Source organism: Kribbella sp. VKM Ac-2568 (assembly GCF_004345365.1).
Taxonomy (GTDB): domain Bacteria; phylum Actinomycetota; class Actinomycetes; order Propionibacteriales; family Kribbellaceae; genus Kribbella; species Kribbella orskensis.
Genome location: NZ_SLVF01000014.1, coordinates 133,959 through 153,241, shown reverse-complemented (window position 1 = coordinate 153,241; position 19,283 = coordinate 133,959). Strand labels below are relative to the sequence as shown.

The window sequence follows — 19,283 nt, the reverse complement described above, 5'->3', positions numbered from 1 at the left end:
GGTGACACCGTGGTCGTCGAGCTGCTGGCGTGGTGCGGTGCCGCCCTGTCCTGCCTGCTCTGTATTCCACAGGCCGCGCGCACGATCCGCGAAGAGCGACTCGACGGCGTGTCCGCCTGCACCTACTGGATCATCCTGGCCAACGCCGCTGTGTGGGCTGCCTGGTCGTTGCTCACCGGCGAGCATGCCGCGGGGGCGCCGGCCCTGGTCAACGGTCCCGCCGCCGTCATCATCCTCCGCCGCCTGCTGGCCGCTCGGCACTCGCCTGAAGCAGGCAGAAGTCCTACGGGCTTCCGAGGCCGGCGTTGCGGGCTTGGATTATGGCGGTGGAGCGGTCGGCGACGTTGAGTTTCGTGAAGATGCTGGAGACGTTGTTGGCGACTGTCTTGGAGGCTAGGGAGAGGCGTTCTCCGATCGCGGCGTTGGAGAGGCCTGCGGCCAGGAGGTTGAGGATTTCTCGTTCTCGGGTGGTCAGTTCCGGGAATGGGTCGGCGGTGGGCGGGGGTGTGGAGAAGAAGGAGAGGACTCGGCGGGCTACGCCGGGGCCGAAGATTGCTTCGCCGGCGGCTACTGCGCGGATGGCTCGGGCGATCTCCTCCTGTTCAGCGCCTTTGACGAGGTAGCCGCGGGCGCCGGCGCGCATGGCGGCGAAGACTGAGTCGTCGTCTTCGAACATGGTGAGGACCAGGACGGCTACCGCGGGCGCAGTACGAGCGAGTTCGCGAGTTGCGGCGAAGCCGTCTAGGTCGGGCATCTGGAGGTCCAGTACTGCGACGTCGGGGTGGGTGGTCACGACCTCGCGGATGGCTTCTCGGCCGGTGGAGGCGACGCCGACTACCTCGATACCGGGGAGCGAGGCGAGAAGGGCGGCCAGGCCGGCGCGGACTACAGGATGGTCGTCAGCCAGAACTACTCGGATCACTTCGGGCGCGGACTGGGTCATTGCGTCACCGCCGTGGGGGCGGTGGGCGTGGCAACGGTGGGGAAGGTTGCCTTGACCAGGCCGCCGGTGGGGGTGGGGCCGGCAACCAAGTGACCGCCTAGTTCGGAGGTGCGTTCTCGCATGGCGGTGAGGCCCACGCCGGGGAGCCAAGGGGAGGTGGGGGAGCCGTTGTCGGTGATCTCGACTTCCAGGCAGGTGGTGTAGCGGACTGAGAGAACCGCGGTCGTTGCGCGGGAGTGGCGCACTACGTTCGTCAGCGCCTCTGTGGCGATGCGGTACGCGGCAACCTCCACGGCGGCGGGCAAAGCAGGTAGGGCGTCTGCCGAGACGTTGACGGAGACAGAAGCGCCGTCGGCTCGCCAGGAGAGTTGGTCGGCTCGTTGGCGGAGGGCTTCGACCAGACCGAGTTCGTCGAGGGCGCGTGGGCGGAGGTCGTCGACGAGACGGCGTACGTCGGCGATCGCGGTACGGGTGTCCGTTCGCAAGGTGCTGAGGAGTTCCGAGGCGCGCTCGGCGTCGACCGGGATCAGGTTCGCGGCGGCGTCCGCGGTGAAGGCGACGCCGGTCAGGGTAGGGCCGAGGCCGTCGTGGAGGTCGCGGCGGAGGCGGCGGCGTTCCTCCTCGCGCGCGGCGACGAGGTTCTCTCGGGAGGCTTGGAGATCAGCGGATAGCTGAGTTGCGTGTACGGCGACGGCCAGCGGGACGGCGAGGAGGTTGAGGACGTTGCGGTCGGCTGTGGACAAGGCGGATTCGCCAGGGCGGAGGCCGACGAGGAGGGAGCCGACTGTGGTGCCGCCGTAGGAGAGTTCGACCGCGACGACGGTGCTGGGGAGTCCTGAGGACGCGAGGATACTCTGCGATGGGGAGGTGATGATGGCGGCGTACGGGAGGCGGAGGGCGGAGCGGATGGCTGCGACGACGCCTGGCATGCCTCCGGTGGCGCCGGCTGCGAGTTCCTCGCCGATCAAGGTCACCACTCGTGCGGGGTCGCGGCGGTCGCCGTACATGGCTCGGTCGACCATTCGCTGCAACCTAGGCAGAACGGGCGCGATCAGTAGCGCCACGAGCACCGTGACGAAGGCTGAGCGGCCGAAGCGGGACGAGATGAAGGAGTCGGTCAGGGCGACCAGAGCGACGTATGCGCCGACGGCAACGAGGGAGAGGAGCGCCCAGGTGAGTGCGCGGGAGACCACCAGACGGATGTCGAGCAGTTGCTGGCGCACGATCGCGACAGCGACCGCCACCGGGATCAGCGGAATCGCCAGCAGCACGAAGATCGGAGTACCGGTCACCAACGCCCACGGAATCATGAACGCCAGCATCACAATGGTTGCAAGGAGCAACCAAAGGAGTTGGCGGCGGCCGGTCTCGGGGGCGCGCCGATAGCGGACGATCAGGCTCGCGATCGCCAGACCGTAGACGAGCAGCCCACGGATCTCGGTTGCCGTCCACAACGGTTGGAGGCTGTCATACGAAGGCAATAACAGATAACCCCTGGGCCCGCCGTCGAAGAGCGGTTCGGCGTCGCCGCCCATCTCCACAGCGAACAGTGGCGCGGTGACCACGATCGCGATCGCCACCCACCGCCAGCGAGGCGATACCAGCCGTCCGTCGGGGAACAACAGCAACGCCAGAGGCAGGAACAGGGCGATCGACCACGGCCAGGACCACATGATCACGGTCGCGACCAGCCGTTGGAGTTCCACCGGCGCCGACCCGTCGTACAGGGCCTGCAGAAGAGGGGCGCCGACGGCGGTGGTGGCGTGACCGATGCCGTCGGCCACGAACAGCCAGCCGATCGGGTTCGACGGGCGGTGCCACGCGATCACCGCGCCGCAGACGGCGAACGTCAATCCCATCAGCCCATTGGTGACGAAGAAGCTGTCCAGCGCGGTGTCGAACGACCAGCCGACCACCACGGCCAGCACGAGCCCCACGACGACCTCGATGACGGCGAACGTACCGAGCCCGGCCGCCAGCCCCCGCCGGACCCCGCGCTCACGTACACCGGGCAGGCCGCGATCGGTCGTTCGACCCGCTGCCGCGCCTGGTCCTCCCGTCATGTGCATCAGTGTGCCCCCGGAAGTGTCCCGGCGTCCCGGGAACGCATTCCCGATCCGGCCGGGCGACCTCCCGCCGACCGGTGAACGCCCACCCAGGCGCCAGGGTTCGCCCAGGCTCGACGTTGGTTGCGAGGCCTCAGACGAGGGGCCGCAGTTCAAGGGGAGGTTCTGATGTCTCGTACGTTTCGCGCCGGCCTGATCGTGTTCGGGGTGCTGTCGGTGGGTGATTTGGCCGGGCCGCTGCTGACCGATGGTGAGCACCCGCCGATGTCTGTCGCGCTGATCGGTTCGGCTCTCGGGCTGATCAGCCTCGTCCTGGTGGTGCTCGCCTGGCGCGGTGCCCGGCGGGCCGTAGTACCGCTCATCGTGCTGAGGTTGCTGTCGGGCCTGAGCGCGGTACCGGCCTTCTTCGCAGGCGACGTACCGGCCGCGGCGATGGTTGCTGCCGGCGTCACGATCGCGCTCTCTGTGATCGGTACTGCGTTGCTGCTGGTGCCCGCGCGCGAGCTGGTAGGTGCGCGATGACCACGACAGCGACCCGTACTGCGAACGTGGCTGACGTCCGCCCCGCGAGCAGGTGGCTCGCGGCGATCGTGTTGCCGATCGGGCCGGCCGCGGTCGCAGTACTGCGGTATGTCTTGCCCTATGACACCACCGACGATGCGGCGACGATCACCGCGAAGACGATAGGCGCGCAGGGTCGGATGTCGGCGGTGCTGTGGCTCGGGTTCATCGCGGTTCTGACGCTCGTACCGGCCGCGTTCGCGGTGGGGCGGCTGACCAGGCGGCGGGCTCCGAGGCTGACGGTGATCGCGCTGTTCCTGCTGGTACCCGGGTATCTCTCGCTCGGGTGGCTCGCCGCGGAGGACCAGATCGTGTGGTCCGGAGCCCAGGCAGGGGTGAACGCTGACCAGATCACCCGGCTGGCCGAGGCCATGCACCCGTCGGGCGAGGTGGCTGCCGCGTTCTTCGTGCTCGGGCATGTGCTGGGGACGATCTTGATCGGCGTGGCGATGTGGCGGGCACGAGTGGTTGCTCGGTGGGCGGCGATCGCGGTGATCGTGTCGCAGCCGATCCACTTTATGGCCGCGGTGGTCGTGCCGAATCACACGCTCGACCTGGTCGGCTGGGGACTCCAGGCAGTCGGGTTCGCCGCGGCGGGGTGGGCGATCCTTCACCTGGCCGACGACGAGTGGGACCTGCCGCCGGCCCTGCCCGTGGGGGCTTAACCGGCTCATCGCATTTGGGGGTGTGGTTGGGGTTTGAAGCCTCCGGCTCCGAGCAGCGATCTGGCGATGTAGTTCGTCGGGTTGCGGAACATGAGGGCGGAGCCGCGGAGGTGCTCGAGCCGTTGGCCAGTGGCTTCCAGGTCGAGCTCGTCGAGGCGGCAGAACTCCGTGAGGTCAGGGCACCGAAGGTAGCGTGGGCCACGTCAAGGTCTTCCGTCGGACGGTGAGCGTAGGGTCCCCATCGTGGAAGATCCTCGACGCCCAGCCCCAGACCGCTGCGCACCTCGACTCCACCACCCTCAACTGCGCAGAGCCACGTTCCCTGCCCACACTTCAGGAGCCGACGATGGATAACGAGATTCAGCTGATCAGTGACGGCGATGGGCTGGCGGTCATCGGGAATCCGACGGCCGTCGAACGCTTCCTCGTCTCTGAGGGACTGCCGTCGAAGGACCTCGGACTGCAACGGCTCGGATCTGTCCTCAGTACCGGGGCTGGAGCCGCACAGGCCGGTTCCGAGATTGCAGCCAACTCAGGTCGCTGGGTGAAGCTGACCAAGGAGTCCGCCGAGGCTCTCAACAAGTTCAGCCTGATGAAAGGTTCGAGCCCGGGCGTCGGCCGTGCTGTGTTGACGGATCGCGGCAAGATCAAAGGATTCGTCGAAATCGTGAAGGGGCCCGGAACGCTTCTGGCCAATCCGGCGGTTTTGGCTGGTGCTGCCGGGATCATGGCGCAGCTCGCGATGCAGCAGACCATGGATGAGATCACCGACTATCTCGCCACGATCGACGAGAAGGTCGACGACGTGCTCCGCGCCCAGAAGGACGCTGTGTTGGCGGACATGATCGGCGTGGACTTCGTGATCGACGAGGCCATGACCATCCGGGAGCAGGTGGGCCGGGTCTCCGAGGTCACGTGGTCGAAGGTGCAGGGCACCACGATGACGATCGCACGAACTCAGGCGTACGTGTTGCGTCAACTCGACGCGGTCGCGGAGAAGATGGAGCGCGAGTCCAAGATCGGTGAGCTCGCCAAGACGTCCAAGGAAGCGGAGTCCAAGGTTCAGGAATGGCTCGCCGTTCTGGCTCGATGCTTCCAACTGCAGGACGCGATGGCCGTGCTCGAACTCGATCGGGTGCTGGATGCGTCTCCGGAGGAGCTGGACCGGCATCGCCTCGCACTCCGGGTTGCCCGTAACAACAGGTTGGAACTCATCTCACGGAGCACCGAGCGCCTGATGGCCCGCATGGACACGGCCGCCGGCACGGCCAACACAAAGGTGCTGCTGCACCCGACCACCTCTCGGGATGTGGTGCATTCGAGCAACCATGTCGCGAACGCCGTCGTTGACTTCCACGGGCGGCTCGGGATCGAGCGCGGCCGACAGTCATTAGAGGCGAGACGATGGACGGAAGCGGCCACGGAGGTGAGGGACAAGGCGCTCGAGACAGGGGCAGACGGCGTCGATGCCGCCAGACGCCTCGGCGACGAGACCCTCGACCGGGCCAAATCGGCGACAGGCAAGCTCTCCAACCGGATCACCGATCGAGCGCTCCGTCGGCGCAGGGACGAGAAACGCGACGAGGAAGACTGAGTGGGCGCCGACCGTCAGCCACGTGGCCTCTCCGGTTGCACTGGACCAGTGAGTCTCTGCGAAGAGCCGCTTAACCGCCCGATTCGTCCGGCGACACGTCGAGGTGGTCCGGAGGGAAAGGACCTGTCCGAGGTGTTTTCGCCGGACGAATCGACGCCTGGCAGCGTCAAGTTGTCCGACCTGGACACGCAGAATACGGCCCGGCTGGCCGCGGTACTCGACTTCCGCGCCATGTACGCCATAGCACCAGCGAAGCCCTACCGCCGCGCTGTTTCAGTCGGAGTCCGCGACTCGAAATGTGACCTTGGTGGCGGGAAACATGCTGGCCAGGCGCGACAGAGTCTGTTCAGTGTTGAGACCCCACATCCGGATCAGTACGTAGGTCCTCGCCTCGGACGTATCGACCAGTGGGTCGTCGGTGAAGTATCGAGGTAGATCGAGGGTCGGCTCCTGCTCAGCAAGGAGCCGACGGACCTCTTCGGGGTCGGTGGTAACCCCAGGTAGCACTTTCAGTTGCCGGGGTTTCATCAGTGATTTGATCTCCGCCAGCGGTGCTCCGCGTTCAACCAGCTTCTTGACCATCAGCAACATCGCATTGCGCTTGTTCTGGTCCGGCAGCTCCACACCATCGACAATCACGTGGTAGCGGCTGAAATCCCGACCGTCTGAGCGTGCGGCCCGCTCCCGTGCCGTGTCCTTGCGCTGCAACCGGACCTGGTAGTCGCCCGCCTCCGGCAGCGGGATGAGTTGCTGGATATCGATCAACACCCGTCCGTCCAGCTCGTAGGGCACCAGCCGGATGCAGCGAATGTCCATGCCCTCGAAACGGTTCAGCCAGAGAACCGCAGTGGTGATCTCGCGTCCGAATCCAGCCGATACGAGCATGATCCGTACATCGGTGGACAGGTCCGGATCGCCCGACCCGTCGACCTCCAGGAAGGTGGCAATCTCGGCGCGAGCGTCGATCTCGTCGTTCGGTCGCTTGTCGGCCCAGTACTTCGCGTAGGCGGCGGCTGCCTCGTCGATACTCATGGAGGAGACCATCGCCGCGTATCGCAGCGCCTGGAGTTCCATGTGCCCACCGGAATCGGTCCGCTTGAGCTCGATCACCACCAGGCGGCCGTCGCGGTCGAGAGCGAGGATGTCGATCCGTCGGTTCGCGTCCTCCCAACCGCCGAACTCCTCTGCGATGACCAGCAGATCCTCGCCCAGTACCTTCGGATCAGCCGCGATCAGGCGCTGCAGATCCGCGCGTTCGTACATCCCGAGTGCGGAGAACGCACCCGGTGCGCGTTCGGCCAGGCCATCGTCCGTCACTTCGTAAAGCGCCATGGTTCCTTCCGTGGATTGACCTCGTCGCGTTCAGGCCCAGATCGCACTTGGCCAGCCGTCTGCGAATGTCTCAGGAGGGTTGGGCAGCGAGGTGGCTTCGCCGGCCGCAACGCGGCGTGCGGACCAAGCGGCCGCGCCGGCGTCTAGTACGTCGTCGACGCCGACTGCAAGCCCCGACAGACCCAGTTCTCCGGTGAGGTGGATTCCTGCGTCCTGCAGCAACGCTCGCCTTCGCTCCACGCCGGCCCAGGTCGACTTTCGGACCGTCAGTGGTCTGCCGGCCAAGAAGGCGAAGCTGACCTCAGGATGGACTTCGACAACCTGCATGGTGGCTTGGCGCACCCATTTGTCGATCTCGAACAGCTTCACCCGTAGGCCGTAGGCCTGAACGGAAAGTCCTTGTCCGGCGTGATCGCGGTTGACCTCGACCGCCTCGGGATGAGTAGCCGCCAACAGGGCAGCTCTGACGGGTGTTGTGAATACAGACGATGTCAATGGACCGATCGCCGCCCGCGCAAGCAGGTCGGCCCTGCGTGGCCCCTTGTCCGGCAGTCCGATGGGCATGTCTATCGCCACGGTTGCGAGTGGACCGCTCAATTCAGCGTGTGCGACCAGCGCATCGATGGTCGCTGCGACCCGGACATCAAGGCGATCGTCGTCCAGCAGCACACCTACCCAGCCGGCTTTGCAGGCGTCGACACCGAGCACTCGCGTCATAACCCCCCGATCAACAGTTCGCTGCATTCTGTCGCACGATCGAGCGGGCTGTCACTGGCCGGGATGAGCCAGAGGCCCTAGACGCCGTTCTGTTTGAGGAAGGCGACCGATCTGGTCATGGAGAGGGGCCAGGCGGCGGCGAAGGCGTGTTCTTCGCCGGGGTAGGTGAGGAGGGTGGCGTTCTTGCCGGCTGATTTCAGGGCGGCGAGGGTGTCTCTGGACCAGGATGGGGGGCAGGTGGAGTCGGCTGTGCCGTGGTGGATCTGGACCGGTTCGGTGACTCGGTCGAAGAAGTTCACGGGGGAGACGTTGCGCCAGAAGGTCGGGTTGCGGGCTGGTTCGCCGTGGGTGCGGAGGATGGCGGTGGCGTCCGCGCCGTCCTGGCGGGTCCAGCGGTTGAAGTTGTCGGCTGTGTCGGAGCTGACCGGGGCGTACACGATGGCCGCTTTCACCAGGCCTGGTTGGGCCACGAGGACGTTGTAGGTGACACCGCCGCCCATTGATCGGCCGAACATGCCGACGCGCTGCGGGTCGACGTACGGCGAAGCCTTCAGCGCGAGTACTGCGTTGATGGCGTCCTCGGTGTAGCCAAGGCGGAGGTTGACCTCGGAGCGCGGGTCCTTCGACGACTGTGCGTGATTGCGGTAATCGGTGTGCAGTACTACGTACCCGCGGCGGGCGAGGTAGTCCTGCTCGCGCATCAGGCCGCGGCCGTTCGTGTAGATGCCGAGATCGATGTGGCCGTGGTTGAGCACCAGTCCGGGATGCCGGCCGGGGGTGCGCGGGACGTTCAGGATGCCGGAGATCGTCAACGTGCCGCTGGTGTAGGTGACGAAGTACCGCGTGTACGCCTCGTTGCGGGCGAGCACCCGGCCGAGGCGGAGGTTGGAGCCGTTGTATTTCTTAGTCATCAACGCCTGCAGCGACACGGGGTTCACAGGCGAAGCGGGCGTTGGTGTCGCGGACGGCCGAGGCGTCGCCGGCGCAGAAGTGGCCGGTACAGAAGTATCCGGCGAAGGGCTGAGCGGTGACGACGAGGCCGAGGGAGTCGGCTCCGGAGCGGAGGCGTCGTCCGGGGAACACGCGGCCACAGTCGCTAGACACAGCGCTAGTAACCCAGCAACTGACAACCTGCGGTGCCCGCCCATACCCCCAATACTGCCGTCCACGGTCAACTGACGTCCGGTTCCGCCATTGAATAGCCGCTGGCCATGCTTTGATAGTTCGCTCGCACCTGCCGTAGCTGCACGGCTGACTGCGCGCCTCAGTCATAGGGACATGTCAGGAGAAACTACGGATGACCGCATGGATCGTACGGGGCGGCCTACACGGCGAGCGCGAGCCGTGGGCGCTCGACCACTCATTCGCTGGTGGCGGTTTCCACGAAGTTCCGGATCTGGCTGCGCATACGAACAGGGAGGCCATCGCGTCCCTGGTCGGCTCGTCGTTCCCGGCTGACTCGCATCCTGGCAGGCTCGCAAACTACACCGGCCAGATGCTTGCGCTCCGTACGTCGATTGTTCCCGGCGATGTCGTCGTGATGCCGATGAAGACTCGCAAGCGCATCGCCATCGGCATTTGTGTCTCCGGCTACCAGTACCGTGCCGACGAGCCGGATCCGACCCGTCGCCACACGATCGGGGTGAATTGGGCAAACGTGGACGTCTCACGTGGTGCTCTGAAGGACGATCTACTGAACACAGTCAACGGCGCAATGACGATCTTCCGTGCGACGAAGAACAACGCGGAGGCGCGGCTGCGTGCGGTCATGGAAACGGGCGTCGACCCCGGTTCTGCAGTTCTGGCAGCAGGCCCGATCAGCCATCCGAATGGTTCTGTGGGAGCCGAGCAAGCCGTGCAGGTCGCCGACGTGACGGATCCGACCAGCGCCCCGACGTTGCAGGCCATCCGCGACCGGGTCCGCACTCATCTCATCGAAAACTTCGGTGGGCACAAGCTGACCCACCTGATTGCTGACATCCTCCGGACGGAGGGCTACACGTGTGATGTATCGCCTGAGGGACCAGACTTCGGCGTCGACATCATCGCTGGTCGTGGCCCGCTCGGCCTGGACTCACCGACCCTCATCGTCGAGGTCAAGTCTGAAGCGGGTCAGATCGGAGCGCCGGTCGTCCGCGGGTTGCAGGGTGCGATGGCGTCGAACAAGGCGGATCAGGGACTCCTTGTTGCTTGGGGTGGCCTGAACAAGCAAGTTCAGACCGCCATCCGCACAGACCGTCTCACCATCCGGGTGTGGGATTCCGAGGAAGTTCTCGACCATCTGTTTGCCGCGTATGAGCGCCTGCCCGATGCGTCGAGATCGTTGATTCCACTCAAGAAGGCATGGGTTCTCGACGAGGACTCGGATGCTTGAGTCGGGCCGGTCTGCATCCGTCCGTTCAGTTGCATTCTGTTGACAGGACCAAGTTGCGTCCGAAGAACCTGGGTTCAGGGCCCTCGGTTCTTCGGACGCAACGGTTTCAGGGGTCAGCGTTTGACCGTCAGGGTGCCGGTGAGGGGGCCGAGGGTGATCGTGTGGCTGCCCACGGCGGTCGGGCGGACGGTGAAGCTGAGCCTGGTGTCCTGGGCGGTCTTCAACCGCACGGTCTGCCGTTGGGCAACCGAGCCGTTGACCTTCAGTACTGCGTCGTACGAGCCGGTCGCTTCGCCGACGTTCTTCAGCCAGGCGGTGACCTGGGTCGACTTGCCGGGCCGGACCGTCGACGGGCTGAACGAGAGGTCGGTCAGGGCCCAGCGGGGCGCCGGGCCGGCGATCAGGTCGTGGACGAAGATGTCCGAGCGGTGGTTGGTGTCGCCGCCGACCAGGTTGCCGGAGGTGCTCTGGAAGGACACGTAGCGTCCGTTGCCACTGATCATCGGGAGCTCGGATCGGCCGTCTCCCTGGACCTGCTGCGGGCCGCTGGAGACCAGCGTCGTGGTGTGGGCGGCCAGGTCGCGGACGAAGATGTCCGGCTTGGCGTTGGTGTCGCCGGCCACGAGGTTCGTCGCGTCACTGTAGAACGCGACCTTGTTGCCGTCGGCGCTGATCGAGGCGGCGAACGACCAGTTGTTGCCGGCCTCCCCAGAGCCTGAGGCCGACGCCAGTTCGGTGGTTCCGGTCTGCAGGTCGTAGACGTACAGGTGCATGTTCCAGTCGGGTGCACTCATGTTGGCGAAGGCAACCTTCCGGCCGTCGGCGCTCAATACCGGCGAGGAGTTCTCGCCAGGCCGCGACCCGGCGATCCGTTGGGTGGTACCCGTCTGCAGGTCACGGACGAACATGTCCCGCTGATCCGCGACGTCGTCGGTGACGAGGTTGGTCGCGTCGCTGACGAAGGTGACGTACCGGCCGTCCGCGCTGATCGACTGCTCTCGTGAGCCACCGTTGCCGTTGGCACCGTCCAGCGCGACCGATAGCAGCTTAGTAACGCCGGTCTGGCGGTCACGCAGGAAGATGTCGGTCTGACCGTTGGTGTCACCCGGGACCAGGTTGGTCGCGTCGCTGTTGAAGACGACGTACCGGCCGTCCGCGGTGAACGACGGCGGCGACGACATGTTGTCCGCCGGTTCGCCGTTGAGCCCGACGGAGATCAGTTCGGTCTTGCCGGTCGTCCGGTCGTGGACGAACGAATCCGCCTGGCCGTTGGTGTCCCCGGGCACCAGGTTCGACGCACCGCTGTTGAAGCCGACGTACCGGCCGTCGGCGTTCAGCGTGGGGGAGAGGGAGAAGCTGTTGCCCTGCTCGCCCGACGACGAGATCGAGACCCGCTCGACCGCGCCGGTCTTGCGGTCGGTCACGAAGATGTCGAGATCGTTGTTGGTGTCGTTCGGGATCTGGTTCGAGGAGGCGGTGGCGTAGGCGACCACGCTGCCGTCGTCGTTGAGCTCGGGCCACCAGATGTCGGAATTGCCCTGCAGGCCGGCGACCGAGGTCGACACCCGCTCGGTCGGGAACGGCTTGGGCAGCGCGAGATCCGCCCGGCCGTGAGTCCGTACTGCGACCGTGGCCGGCGGGGTCCGCGAGATCCCCGGAGCGTTGGCGACCACCTGGTACGAGCCCTCGGGAACGTCGCGAATCGTGTATCGCCCGTCGCGAGAAGTCGTCGCGGACAACTTGTCCGGCACGTTCTGTACCTCGACGGTCGCGCCCGGCACCGTCGTACCGGTCGGGCCGTAGACCACCTTGCCCGAGATCGTGCCCCAGCGCGTGCGATCGAGCGAGACCCGTACATCGGTCAGGCGGTCGGAGCGGACCTCTGCGGATGTGAAGATGCTCTTGTAGCCGAACCGGGACAGGTCGAGGCGGTAGTTGCCAGCGGCAAGTCGAAGTTCGAAGTGCCCGGTCGAGTCGGTGACGACCTTGCGTCCGGTCGGCAGGGTGACCGTGACTCCGGTCAGCGGCTTGCGCGACTTGTCGTCGGTGACGACTCCCCGGACCCCGCTCTTCAGCCCAGCCTCGGTGACCGCGGCGAGGGCGTTGATCCGGCCACGGCCGACCCGGTCATTCGGGACCTGTCCGTACCGCGTGTCGGCGAACGCAGTACCGATGAGGATGTCGAGGGCCTCGTCGACTGTGAGCTCAGGCCGTGCCTGCAGCATCAGGGCGACGGTGCCGGAGACGTGTGGGGTTGCCATGGAGGTTCCGCTGAGGTCGCCGTAGTTGCCGCCTGGAAGGGTCGAGAAGACGTCTACGCCGGGGGCGGAGATGTCCGGTACGACGAAGGACTCAGGCCACTCGGCCGGAGCGTCGACCCAGTCGGTACGGCGTACGGTGCCGCCGCAGGACCAGTCCGGGACATCGTCGTTCACGTCGGTGGCTCCGACCGCGACCGACTCGTAGATGTTGCCGGGGCTGGAGGACCCGCCCTCGAGGCATTCGTTGCCGATGGCAAAGGAGGGGAAGACGCCGGCGCGGTAGATGTTGCGGACCGGCTCGATCATCTCGTCCTCGAAGCCCTCCGCGCCGAGCGACATGCTGACCACATCCGCGGGCTCACCGGCGGGCTTGCCGTCGGCGTCGTACGGCGCGATGGCCCACTCCATGCCGGCGATCACCTGGGCGAGGGAGCCGGAGCCGTTCGGGATCACCAGGCCACCCATCAGTTCGGCACCGGGGGCGACGCCGACCTGCGTGCCGGACGCGTTGCCGCCGGCAATGGTGCCTGCCACGTGGGTGCCGTGGTAGCTGCTGTCGTGGGGCTGCGAGTGCACCGGCTCACCGCCGGTACCGAACTCCATCCAGCCGCCGGGGTACTCCGGGTTCGAGGCGTCCGCGCTGACCAGCTTGCCGGCCAGGTCCGGGTGGGTGACGTCGATACCGGTGTCGAGGATGGCGACCCGGACGCCGTCGCCGTTCAGGCCGCGCTCGGACTGGACCTTGTCGGCGCCGATCTTGGCCAGACCCCAGGTCGACGTCTCCGCCGCGGCCTTGGCCGCCTTGACCGGCTTCTCCTCCGGAGCCTTGAACTCGAAGTTGGGGATGATGCGATCGACCAGCGCGATGCCGCTGAGGGCGTCGAGGGTCTCGGGCTTCGCGCGGACCAGCACCATGTTCTTCAGCCAGAACGTGCTGACGACCTCGTCGCCGTGCGCCTGGACGGTGTCGATCACCGGGTTCTGCAGGTCCTTCGCCTGCTTCTCGAGCTCCGCCGGCATCTGCTCGGGCGCGGCCGTGGGGGCGGGCTGTGCACCGAGGACGACGGCTGCCTCGATCCGGCCGTCGCTGGAGCGGCTCGTCTTGGCCTTATCGAGCAGCGAGCGGTCGATCTTGCCGGGCTGCGGCTGCCCGACCTCGGCCACCCCGCGCATCGACGTACCCATCGAAGTGGCCATTGACGTACCCATCGGGGGCGCGGCCGCGGCGGGGGACAGCGCCAGGGTTCCGGGTAGCAGCAGGGACGCGGCCACCCACCATCGGCGGTGGACGGGCAGTGACATGTGTTCTCCTCGAGCCGGGCGTGCGGCAATGACGGGCCGCGGCTGGTGGCCGGGTCCGGGTCGTGGCGCTGCCGGTGGTTGGACGGAAGGGCGAGCCGGTCGTGGTGGTGACCAGCGTCAAAGAACATTGGCATTCGATCTATGCACTGACAAGCTGTTCCGGCGGCGACTTCCGGTCACGTGGCGGGTCTACGACACCCCGGATGACGGCGCGGCACCACAGCAGAGAGCGGCGGAACAAGGAGGACGGCAGTGCTGGAGACGATCGGGCTGAGCCCACCGGACGAAGAGGTCTACCACGCCTTGGTCCGCCGCTCGCAGGCCACGGTCCCCGAGCTCATGGGGGACACCCGTACTCCGGAGGCGACCGTCCGCCGCTCTCTGAACCTGCTCGTCGACCTCGGTCTGGCGACTCGCTCCAACGGCCGGCCGGCGCGGTTCATCGCCGTGTCGCCCGACAGCGGGCTGGAGACGATCCTCCGGCAGCGGGAAGGCGAGTTGCACGACGTCCGCTCGCACGTCCGGACCTTGATGGAGATGTATCGGGCCGGCGCGCGGTTCAACCACCCCGGCGAGCTGGTCGAGGTGGTGTCGGGCCGGGACGAGGTGAACCACCACTGGGTGCAGATGCAGCAGAACACCCGGTCGGAGATGCGCGGCTTCGACCGCCCGCCGTACGCCGCTCCGCAGGCTCACTCCGAGTCGAACCCGGTCGAGCTTGAGCTGCTGAAGCGGGGAGTGAAGTACCGGGTCATTTACGACAAGAGCGTGCTTGAGCTGCCTGGGTGGCTGGAGGACGTGACGCGGGGGATCCGGCACGGCGAGCAGGCGCGGATCGCCGCGGATCTGCCGATGAAGCTGGCGATCTCGGACGACCGGCTGGCGATCATCCCGTTGCTCCGGACCGGGGACGACGCGGTGACGGCGTCGTACCTGATCCATCCGTCGCCGCTGCTGGATGCGGTGGTGGCGCTGTTCGACCTGGCCTGGGAGCGCAGTGTGCCGGTGCGCCTGACGACGCCGGGACTGGCGTCCGTCGAAGAGGTCGGCGAGGGGCTGACCGATGACGAGGTCAAGCTGCTGACGCTCCTCGCGGCCGGAGCGACCGACAAGGCAGCCAGCCGCGCCCTGGGCTGGAGCGAGCGCACGGTCCAGCGCCACGTCATGAAGCTGTCCCAGCGGGTAGGCGCCCAGACCCGCTTCCAGCTCGCCATGGAAGCCACCCGCCGCGACTGGATCTGATCCCGCCGCAGTTGTATGCTCGTGCATCATTTGCGCACGCAAGGAGTCGTCGTGTCGTTTCTCTTCCTGCTGGGGAGCAGTCGTCCGGGTGGCAACACCGAGGCGCTCGCGCGGCTGGCGGCCGAGCACCTGCCCGCGGACGTCGACCAGACCTGGCTGCAGTTGAGCGAGCTGCGGCTTGATCCGTTCCGGGATGTCCGGCACGACGGCGACGGCGTGTACCCACCGGCTGTCGGTGACGAGCAGGTGCTGCTGGACGCGACGCTCGCTGCGACGGACCTGGTGATCGCGTCGCCGCTCTACTGGTTCAGCGTCTCCACGAGCGTGAAGCTATTCCTCGACTACTGGTCCGCGTGGATGCGCGTGCCTGGCGTGGAGTTCCGCGACCGGATGCGCGGGAAGACGATGTGGGCGATCACCGCGCACACGGCGAAGAAGCCGGCCGAGGTCGAGCCGCTGCTCGGCACCTTGCGGCTGACGGCGGACTACCTGGATATGAACTGGGGCGGCGAACTGCTTGCCTATGGCAATCGCCCGGGCGAAGCGATCACCGCCGACGGCGTCCTCGAACGCTCCCGCCAACTCTTCGCAGGCCGGGAACTCGCTAGGGCCTGATCCAGTTCAGGCTGGTCGCGGTGTCGGTGGTCGGCTTGTACTCGCAGGCGACGATCCCGCTGTAGCCCGCGGTCTTCAGGGCGTCGAGGGTCTCGTCGATCGGCAGCGCGCCGGATCCCGGCTCACCCCTGCCAGGGCTGTCCGCGATCTGCACGTGGGCGAGGTTCGCGCCAAGCCGAGCGGCGGTTGCCGGCAGGTCGACGCCGTTGCTGCCCAGGTGGAACGTGTCGAACAGCAGCGACACGTTTTCCACATCCGCCAGCGGACCGTCGAGGATCTCGAGTACGTCGTCCGCCGTGAGCAGGGGATAGCGCCCGTTGAATCCCTCGGTGAGTGGTTCGAGCAACACCGTGCCGCCAACAGACGCCACAGCCTCGGCGGCTGAGCGGATCGCGGCGACTGCGGTCTCGGCCTGCTCCTCGGGGCTCCAGGCGTCGTCGAGTTGCCCGTAGAGCAGGTTGAACAACCGGCAACCGGTCCGCTCGGCGATCGCGACCACCACGTCGAGGTTCGCCGCCAACTCGTCCTGGCGATCGGGCCGCGAGGCGATCCCTCGCTCGCCGCCGGCGATGTCGCCACCGAAGAAGTTCAGCGCGCTCAGCGAGACCCCGGCGGTACGTCGGCTCCGATGAACTTCACCAGTTCGTCCTTCATCTGCGCCCGGCTCATCCACACCGGATCGCCTGGCGGCGCCAGCAGCGGAATCACCACCGTCTTCACGAACTCGTTGGCCCGCGACGCGTCGAACTCCGTCGAGACGGCATAGAACTCCCGCCCGTCCGCCGCCACAATCCCCAGACTGATGAGTTCGATCTCCCGCTCCAGCTCGATGAACTCCCTATCGATGAAGTAGTCCACCCGCCTATCGTCACCCATGCGCTGGAGAAGTAGGTCGGTCTTTGGGGGCCAGCGCCTCGTCAAGAAACGTTCGGGATGCCGGCGCCTGCGGTCCTAATGCTCGGCCGCTGGCAGGTTGTCCGGCCGCTGGCCGCCTATAAGCCGCCAGCGGTCCCACAGACCGCTATCGGTGATCCGCCCGGGACGGGGTGTCTGGTGAAGTGATGGAGTGTTGTGGGGACTTTGAGCAGGAAGTGGGGACCGCGGACAAGGTATGTGGTGTCCAAGGTCCCCGGTGGGTGTCCGAGGTCCCCGGTGAGTGTCCGAGGTCCCCGGTGGGTGTCCGAGGTCCCCGGTGTCACCATGGACGAGGTGGTGGAAGAAGTCGCCGTGGCCCACGAGGTCCTCGGCGACGACCTGGTGTCGGTTGAACTGGGCAACGAGTACGACCACGTCACGACGCTCACGCCCGCGCAGTACTGGGAGAAGCTGAAGGAGTATCACGCCGCGATCCAGGCGTGGTTGCCGCACGCACCGCGATCTGCGGCGACTTCAAGCCGCGCGACTCGCCTGACTACCCGATCTCCTACCGGTACTACGGCGCCTTCTGCGCGGCGGATCAGGCAGCTTTCGACAAGGGCGACCTCTCGGCGACCCCGCTGTACTACGGGATCTGGGCCTTCCGTCAGATCGAGCAGGGCAGGTTCGTCGATCTCGACCTCCCGGACACGGAACTGGGCAAGCTCCGGGCGTACGGGGTGGAGGGACGGCACGGCGAGCTGACGGTGGTGCTGATCAACGTCCAGGATCCGGCCGCGGCCGACAGTACTTCGGATGTGGTCAGCCTGGAGTTGCCGTCGAGCTATCGGCACGGGAAGGAGGTGACGTTGGGCAGTTCGGCGCCAGAGGGTCTTGCGTCGTCCGATGCGTCGGCAGTCTCGCTCGGCGGCTGGCAGATCCGTCCGGACGGCAAGGCAACCGGTACTCCGGTCGGCCGGTCCATGAAGGTGCACGGCACCACGTTCGCGGCCGAGGTCGAGCCGGGCACCGCCCAGCTGATCACCCTCACCCGCTGATCCGCCGCTCACGGGTCCCGGACGTTGATGTCCGCTGGGGGAATGGGCATTGACTTCCGGGCCGTGCCGGGTGGAATCTCTGTGGGGACGGTATGTCAGGGGAGGTCCGGCTGCCGTCCGGGGGACCAGATGCACTCTGGGGTGAAGTACTCGCGCTGCGTTCGACGGGCGGCCTGGCCGGTCTGGTCGGCGCGGCAGCCTGCGCGCCGGTCGTCACGTGTGTTGAGCCCGCCGCACAGGAGGAGTCATGGGCGAGTACACGATCGAGGACTTGAAGGAGCGCACCAGGGGACCCGTCTACACCCGCGACGACGCGGGGTACGACGAGGCGCGGAAGGTCCACAACGCGATGATCGACAAGCACCCGCGGGTCGTCGTGCACTGTGAGAACGCGGGTGACGTGATGGAGACGGTCAGGTTCGCCGCCGGGAACTCCCTGGACCTGGCGGTGCGCGGGGGTTCGCACAGCGTGCCCGGGTTCGGCACCGTGGACGACGGCGTGGTCGCCGATCTCAGCGGGATGCGGAACGTCCGCGTCGACCCGACGACCAGGACGGCGAGGGCCGGCGGGGGAGCGACCTGGGGCGACTTCAACGCGGCGACGCATGCCTTCGGCCTGGCGACGACCGGCGGCATCATCTCGACCACGGGTGTCGGTGGGCTGACGCTCGGTGGCGGCATCGGGTACCTGGACCGCGGCCTCGGCCTGTCCTGCGACAACCTGATCTCGGCCGACGTGGTCACCGCCGACGGGCGGTTCCTGATCGCCAGCGAGAAGGAGAACGAGGACCTGTTCTGGGCGCTGCGCGGTGGTGGCGGCAACTTCGGCGTGGTCACCGCGCTGGAGTACCGGCTCGCTCCGGTGGACACGATCTACGGCGGCCCGATGCTGTTCGAGATGTCCGACGCGGCCGCAGTACTGGCCGGGTTCCGGGACATGATCAAGGACGCGCCGGAACAGCTCGGTGGTTTTCCGGCGTTCCAGCTCGCGCCGCCGCTGCCGTTCATCCCCGAGGACCGGCACGGGGACTGCTTCACGCTCATCGTCGGCTGCTGGGCCGGGGATCCGGAGCGCGGTGAGCAGGAGATCGCGCGGTTCCGCGAGTTCGCGCCGGTGGTCGCCGAGAGCGTCGGCCAGATGCCGTATCCCGCGCTGAACAGCGCCTTCGACGCGCTCGTACCGCCGGGCCTCCAGCACTACTGGAAGGCGAACTTCGTCACCGAGCTCACCGACGAGGCGATCCAGGCGCATGTGCAGCACGCGCCCGGGCTGCCGGCGGTGAACTCGACCGTGCACATCTACCCGATCGACGGCGCCTGTCACCGGGTGCCTGCCGACGCGACCGCCTTCGCCTACCGCGACGCGAACTTCGCCACGGTGATCGCGGGGATGTGGCCGGATCCGGCGCAGAACGAGGCCGGGATCGAGTGGGTGCGGAACTACTACGACGCGGTCGCGCCGCACTCCGAGGCCGGCGGCTACATCAACTTCATGGCCGGCGACGACCAGGTCCGGATCGCCGACAACTACAAGGGGAACTACGAGCGCCTGGTCGAGGTCAAGCGCAAGTACGACCCGGACAACCTGTTCCACCTCAACCAGAACATCGCGCCCTGACGAGTGCTTGGGAAGGCCTCGCCCCGCGTCATGGCTGGTGGTCCCAGACCATGGCGTGGGCGTGGCCGACCTGGCCCGCC

16 protein-coding genes are annotated in these 19,283 nt (G+C 66.9%); 8 read left to right on the top strand and 8 right to left on the bottom strand.

The genetic code is table 11. The annotated features are described in order from the left end of the window. Window positions 1–283: 283 nt before the first annotated feature. Window positions 284–943 carry a response regulator transcription factor gene (locus EV648_RS34190; protein ID WP_132299246.1) on the bottom strand — a complete coding sequence of 220 codons (660 nt, stop codon included), beginning with the start codon at window positions 941–943 and terminating at the stop codon, window positions 284–286. Continuing rightward, window positions 940–3,006: a histidine kinase gene (locus tag EV648_RS34185; protein WP_132299245.1), complete on the bottom strand. Its 2,067-nt coding sequence runs from the start codon at window positions 3,004–3,006 to the stop codon at window positions 940–942. Before EV648_RS34185 ends, EV648_RS34190 begins: the two co-directional genes overlap by 4 nt. Before the next feature lie 171 nt (window positions 3,007–3,177). On the opposite strand from EV648_RS34185, the gene EV648_RS34180 reads away from it, so the two are divergent. The 3 genes from EV648_RS34180 to EV648_RS34170 all read left to right on the top strand — a co-directional run bounded on the left by EV648_RS34180 (window position 3,178) and on the right by EV648_RS34170 (window position 5,829). Then, window positions 3,178–3,531 (top strand): hypothetical protein, encoded by a 354-nt coding sequence (locus EV648_RS34180; RefSeq protein WP_132299244.1) that lies wholly within the window; start codon window positions 3,178–3,180, stop codon window positions 3,529–3,531. Beyond that, a complete protein-coding gene (locus tag EV648_RS34175; protein WP_132299243.1) occupies window positions 3,528–4,235 on the top strand; it encodes a DUF4386 family protein in 708 nt (235 codons plus the stop codon). Before EV648_RS34180 ends, EV648_RS34175 begins: the two co-directional genes overlap by 4 nt. A 193-nt stretch (window positions 4,236–4,428) precedes the next feature. Then, a complete protein-coding gene (locus EV648_RS34170; protein WP_199234967.1) occupies window positions 4,429–5,829 on the top strand; it encodes a hypothetical protein in 1,401 nt (466 codons plus the stop codon). Between the two features lie 273 nt (window positions 5,830–6,102). On the opposite strand, the gene EV648_RS34165 is transcribed toward EV648_RS34170, so the two are convergent. The 3 genes from EV648_RS34165 to EV648_RS34155 form a co-directional block, all read right to left on the bottom strand. After that, on the bottom strand, window positions 6,103–7,161 hold the full coding sequence (locus tag EV648_RS34165) for a hypothetical protein (protein WP_132299242.1): 1,059 nt from the start codon (window positions 7,159–7,161) through the stop codon (window positions 6,103–6,105). A 30-nt stretch (window positions 7,162–7,191) separates the two neighbouring features. Continuing rightward, window positions 7,192–7,878, bottom strand: coding sequence for a DUF429 domain-containing protein (locus EV648_RS34160; protein WP_158294145.1), 687 nt, complete (start codon window positions 7,876–7,878; stop codon window positions 7,192–7,194). Window positions 7,879–7,955: 77 nt separating this feature from the next. Next, the gene (locus EV648_RS34155) at window positions 7,956–8,789 is read right to left on the bottom strand and encodes a S9 family peptidase (protein WP_132299240.1); all 834 of its coding nucleotides are present in this window, start codon (window positions 8,787–8,789) and stop codon (window positions 7,956–7,958) included. A gap of 386 nt (window positions 8,790–9,175) precedes the next feature. On the opposite strand from EV648_RS34155, the gene EV648_RS34150 reads away from it, so the two are divergent. Beyond that, window positions 9,176–10,252, top strand: a complete 1,077-nt coding sequence (locus EV648_RS34150; protein ID WP_132299239.1) for a restriction endonuclease — start codon at window positions 9,176–9,178, stop codon at window positions 10,250–10,252. 113 nt (window positions 10,253–10,365) lie between these two features. Here EV648_RS34150 and EV648_RS34145 read toward each other — a convergent pair whose 3' ends face one another. Next, on the bottom strand, window positions 10,366–13,815 hold the full coding sequence (locus tag EV648_RS34145; RefSeq protein ID WP_132299238.1) for a S8 family serine peptidase: 3,450 nt from the start codon (window positions 13,813–13,815) through the stop codon (window positions 10,366–10,368). A gap of 252 nt (window positions 13,816–14,067) precedes the next feature. Between EV648_RS34145 and EV648_RS34140 the strand changes: the two genes are divergently transcribed. Both EV648_RS34140 and EV648_RS34135 read left to right on the top strand, forming a co-directional pair. Beyond that, window positions 14,068–15,057 (top strand): helix-turn-helix domain-containing protein, encoded by a 990-nt coding sequence (locus tag EV648_RS34140; RefSeq protein ID WP_132299237.1) that lies wholly within the window; start codon window positions 14,068–14,070, stop codon window positions 15,055–15,057. Window positions 15,058–15,108: 51 nt separating this feature from the next. Then, window positions 15,109–15,672 carry a flavodoxin family protein gene (locus EV648_RS34135; RefSeq protein WP_241995872.1) on the top strand — a complete coding sequence of 188 codons (564 nt, stop codon included), beginning with the start codon at window positions 15,109–15,111 and terminating at the stop codon, window positions 15,670–15,672. On the opposite strand, the gene EV648_RS34130 is transcribed toward EV648_RS34135, so the two are convergent. Together EV648_RS34130 and EV648_RS34125 are read right to left on the bottom strand one after the other, a co-directional pair. After that, window positions 15,662–16,345 carry a TIM barrel protein gene (locus tag EV648_RS34130; protein WP_241995870.1) on the bottom strand — a complete coding sequence of 228 codons (684 nt, stop codon included), beginning with the start codon at window positions 16,343–16,345 and terminating at the stop codon, window positions 15,662–15,664. The genes EV648_RS34135 and EV648_RS34130 overlap by 11 nt on opposite strands. Then, on the bottom strand, window positions 16,270–16,548 hold the full coding sequence (locus tag EV648_RS34125) for a 3'-5' exoribonuclease (protein ID WP_132299235.1): 279 nt from the start codon (window positions 16,546–16,548) through the stop codon (window positions 16,270–16,272). The genes EV648_RS34130 and EV648_RS34125 overlap by 76 nt, the downstream gene beginning before the upstream one ends. Before the next feature lie 479 nt (window positions 16,549–17,027). Between EV648_RS34125 and EV648_RS34120 the strand changes: the two genes are divergently transcribed. Next, on the top strand, window positions 17,028–17,585 hold the full coding sequence (locus tag EV648_RS34120) for a hypothetical protein (protein ID WP_132299234.1): 558 nt from the start codon (window positions 17,028–17,030) through the stop codon (window positions 17,583–17,585). 247 nt (window positions 17,586–17,832) lie between these two features. Further along, on the top strand, window positions 17,833–19,203 hold the full coding sequence (locus EV648_RS34115; protein WP_132299233.1) for an FAD-binding oxidoreductase: 1,371 nt from the start codon (window positions 17,833–17,835) through the stop codon (window positions 19,201–19,203). Window positions 19,204–19,283: the final 80 nt, after the last annotated feature.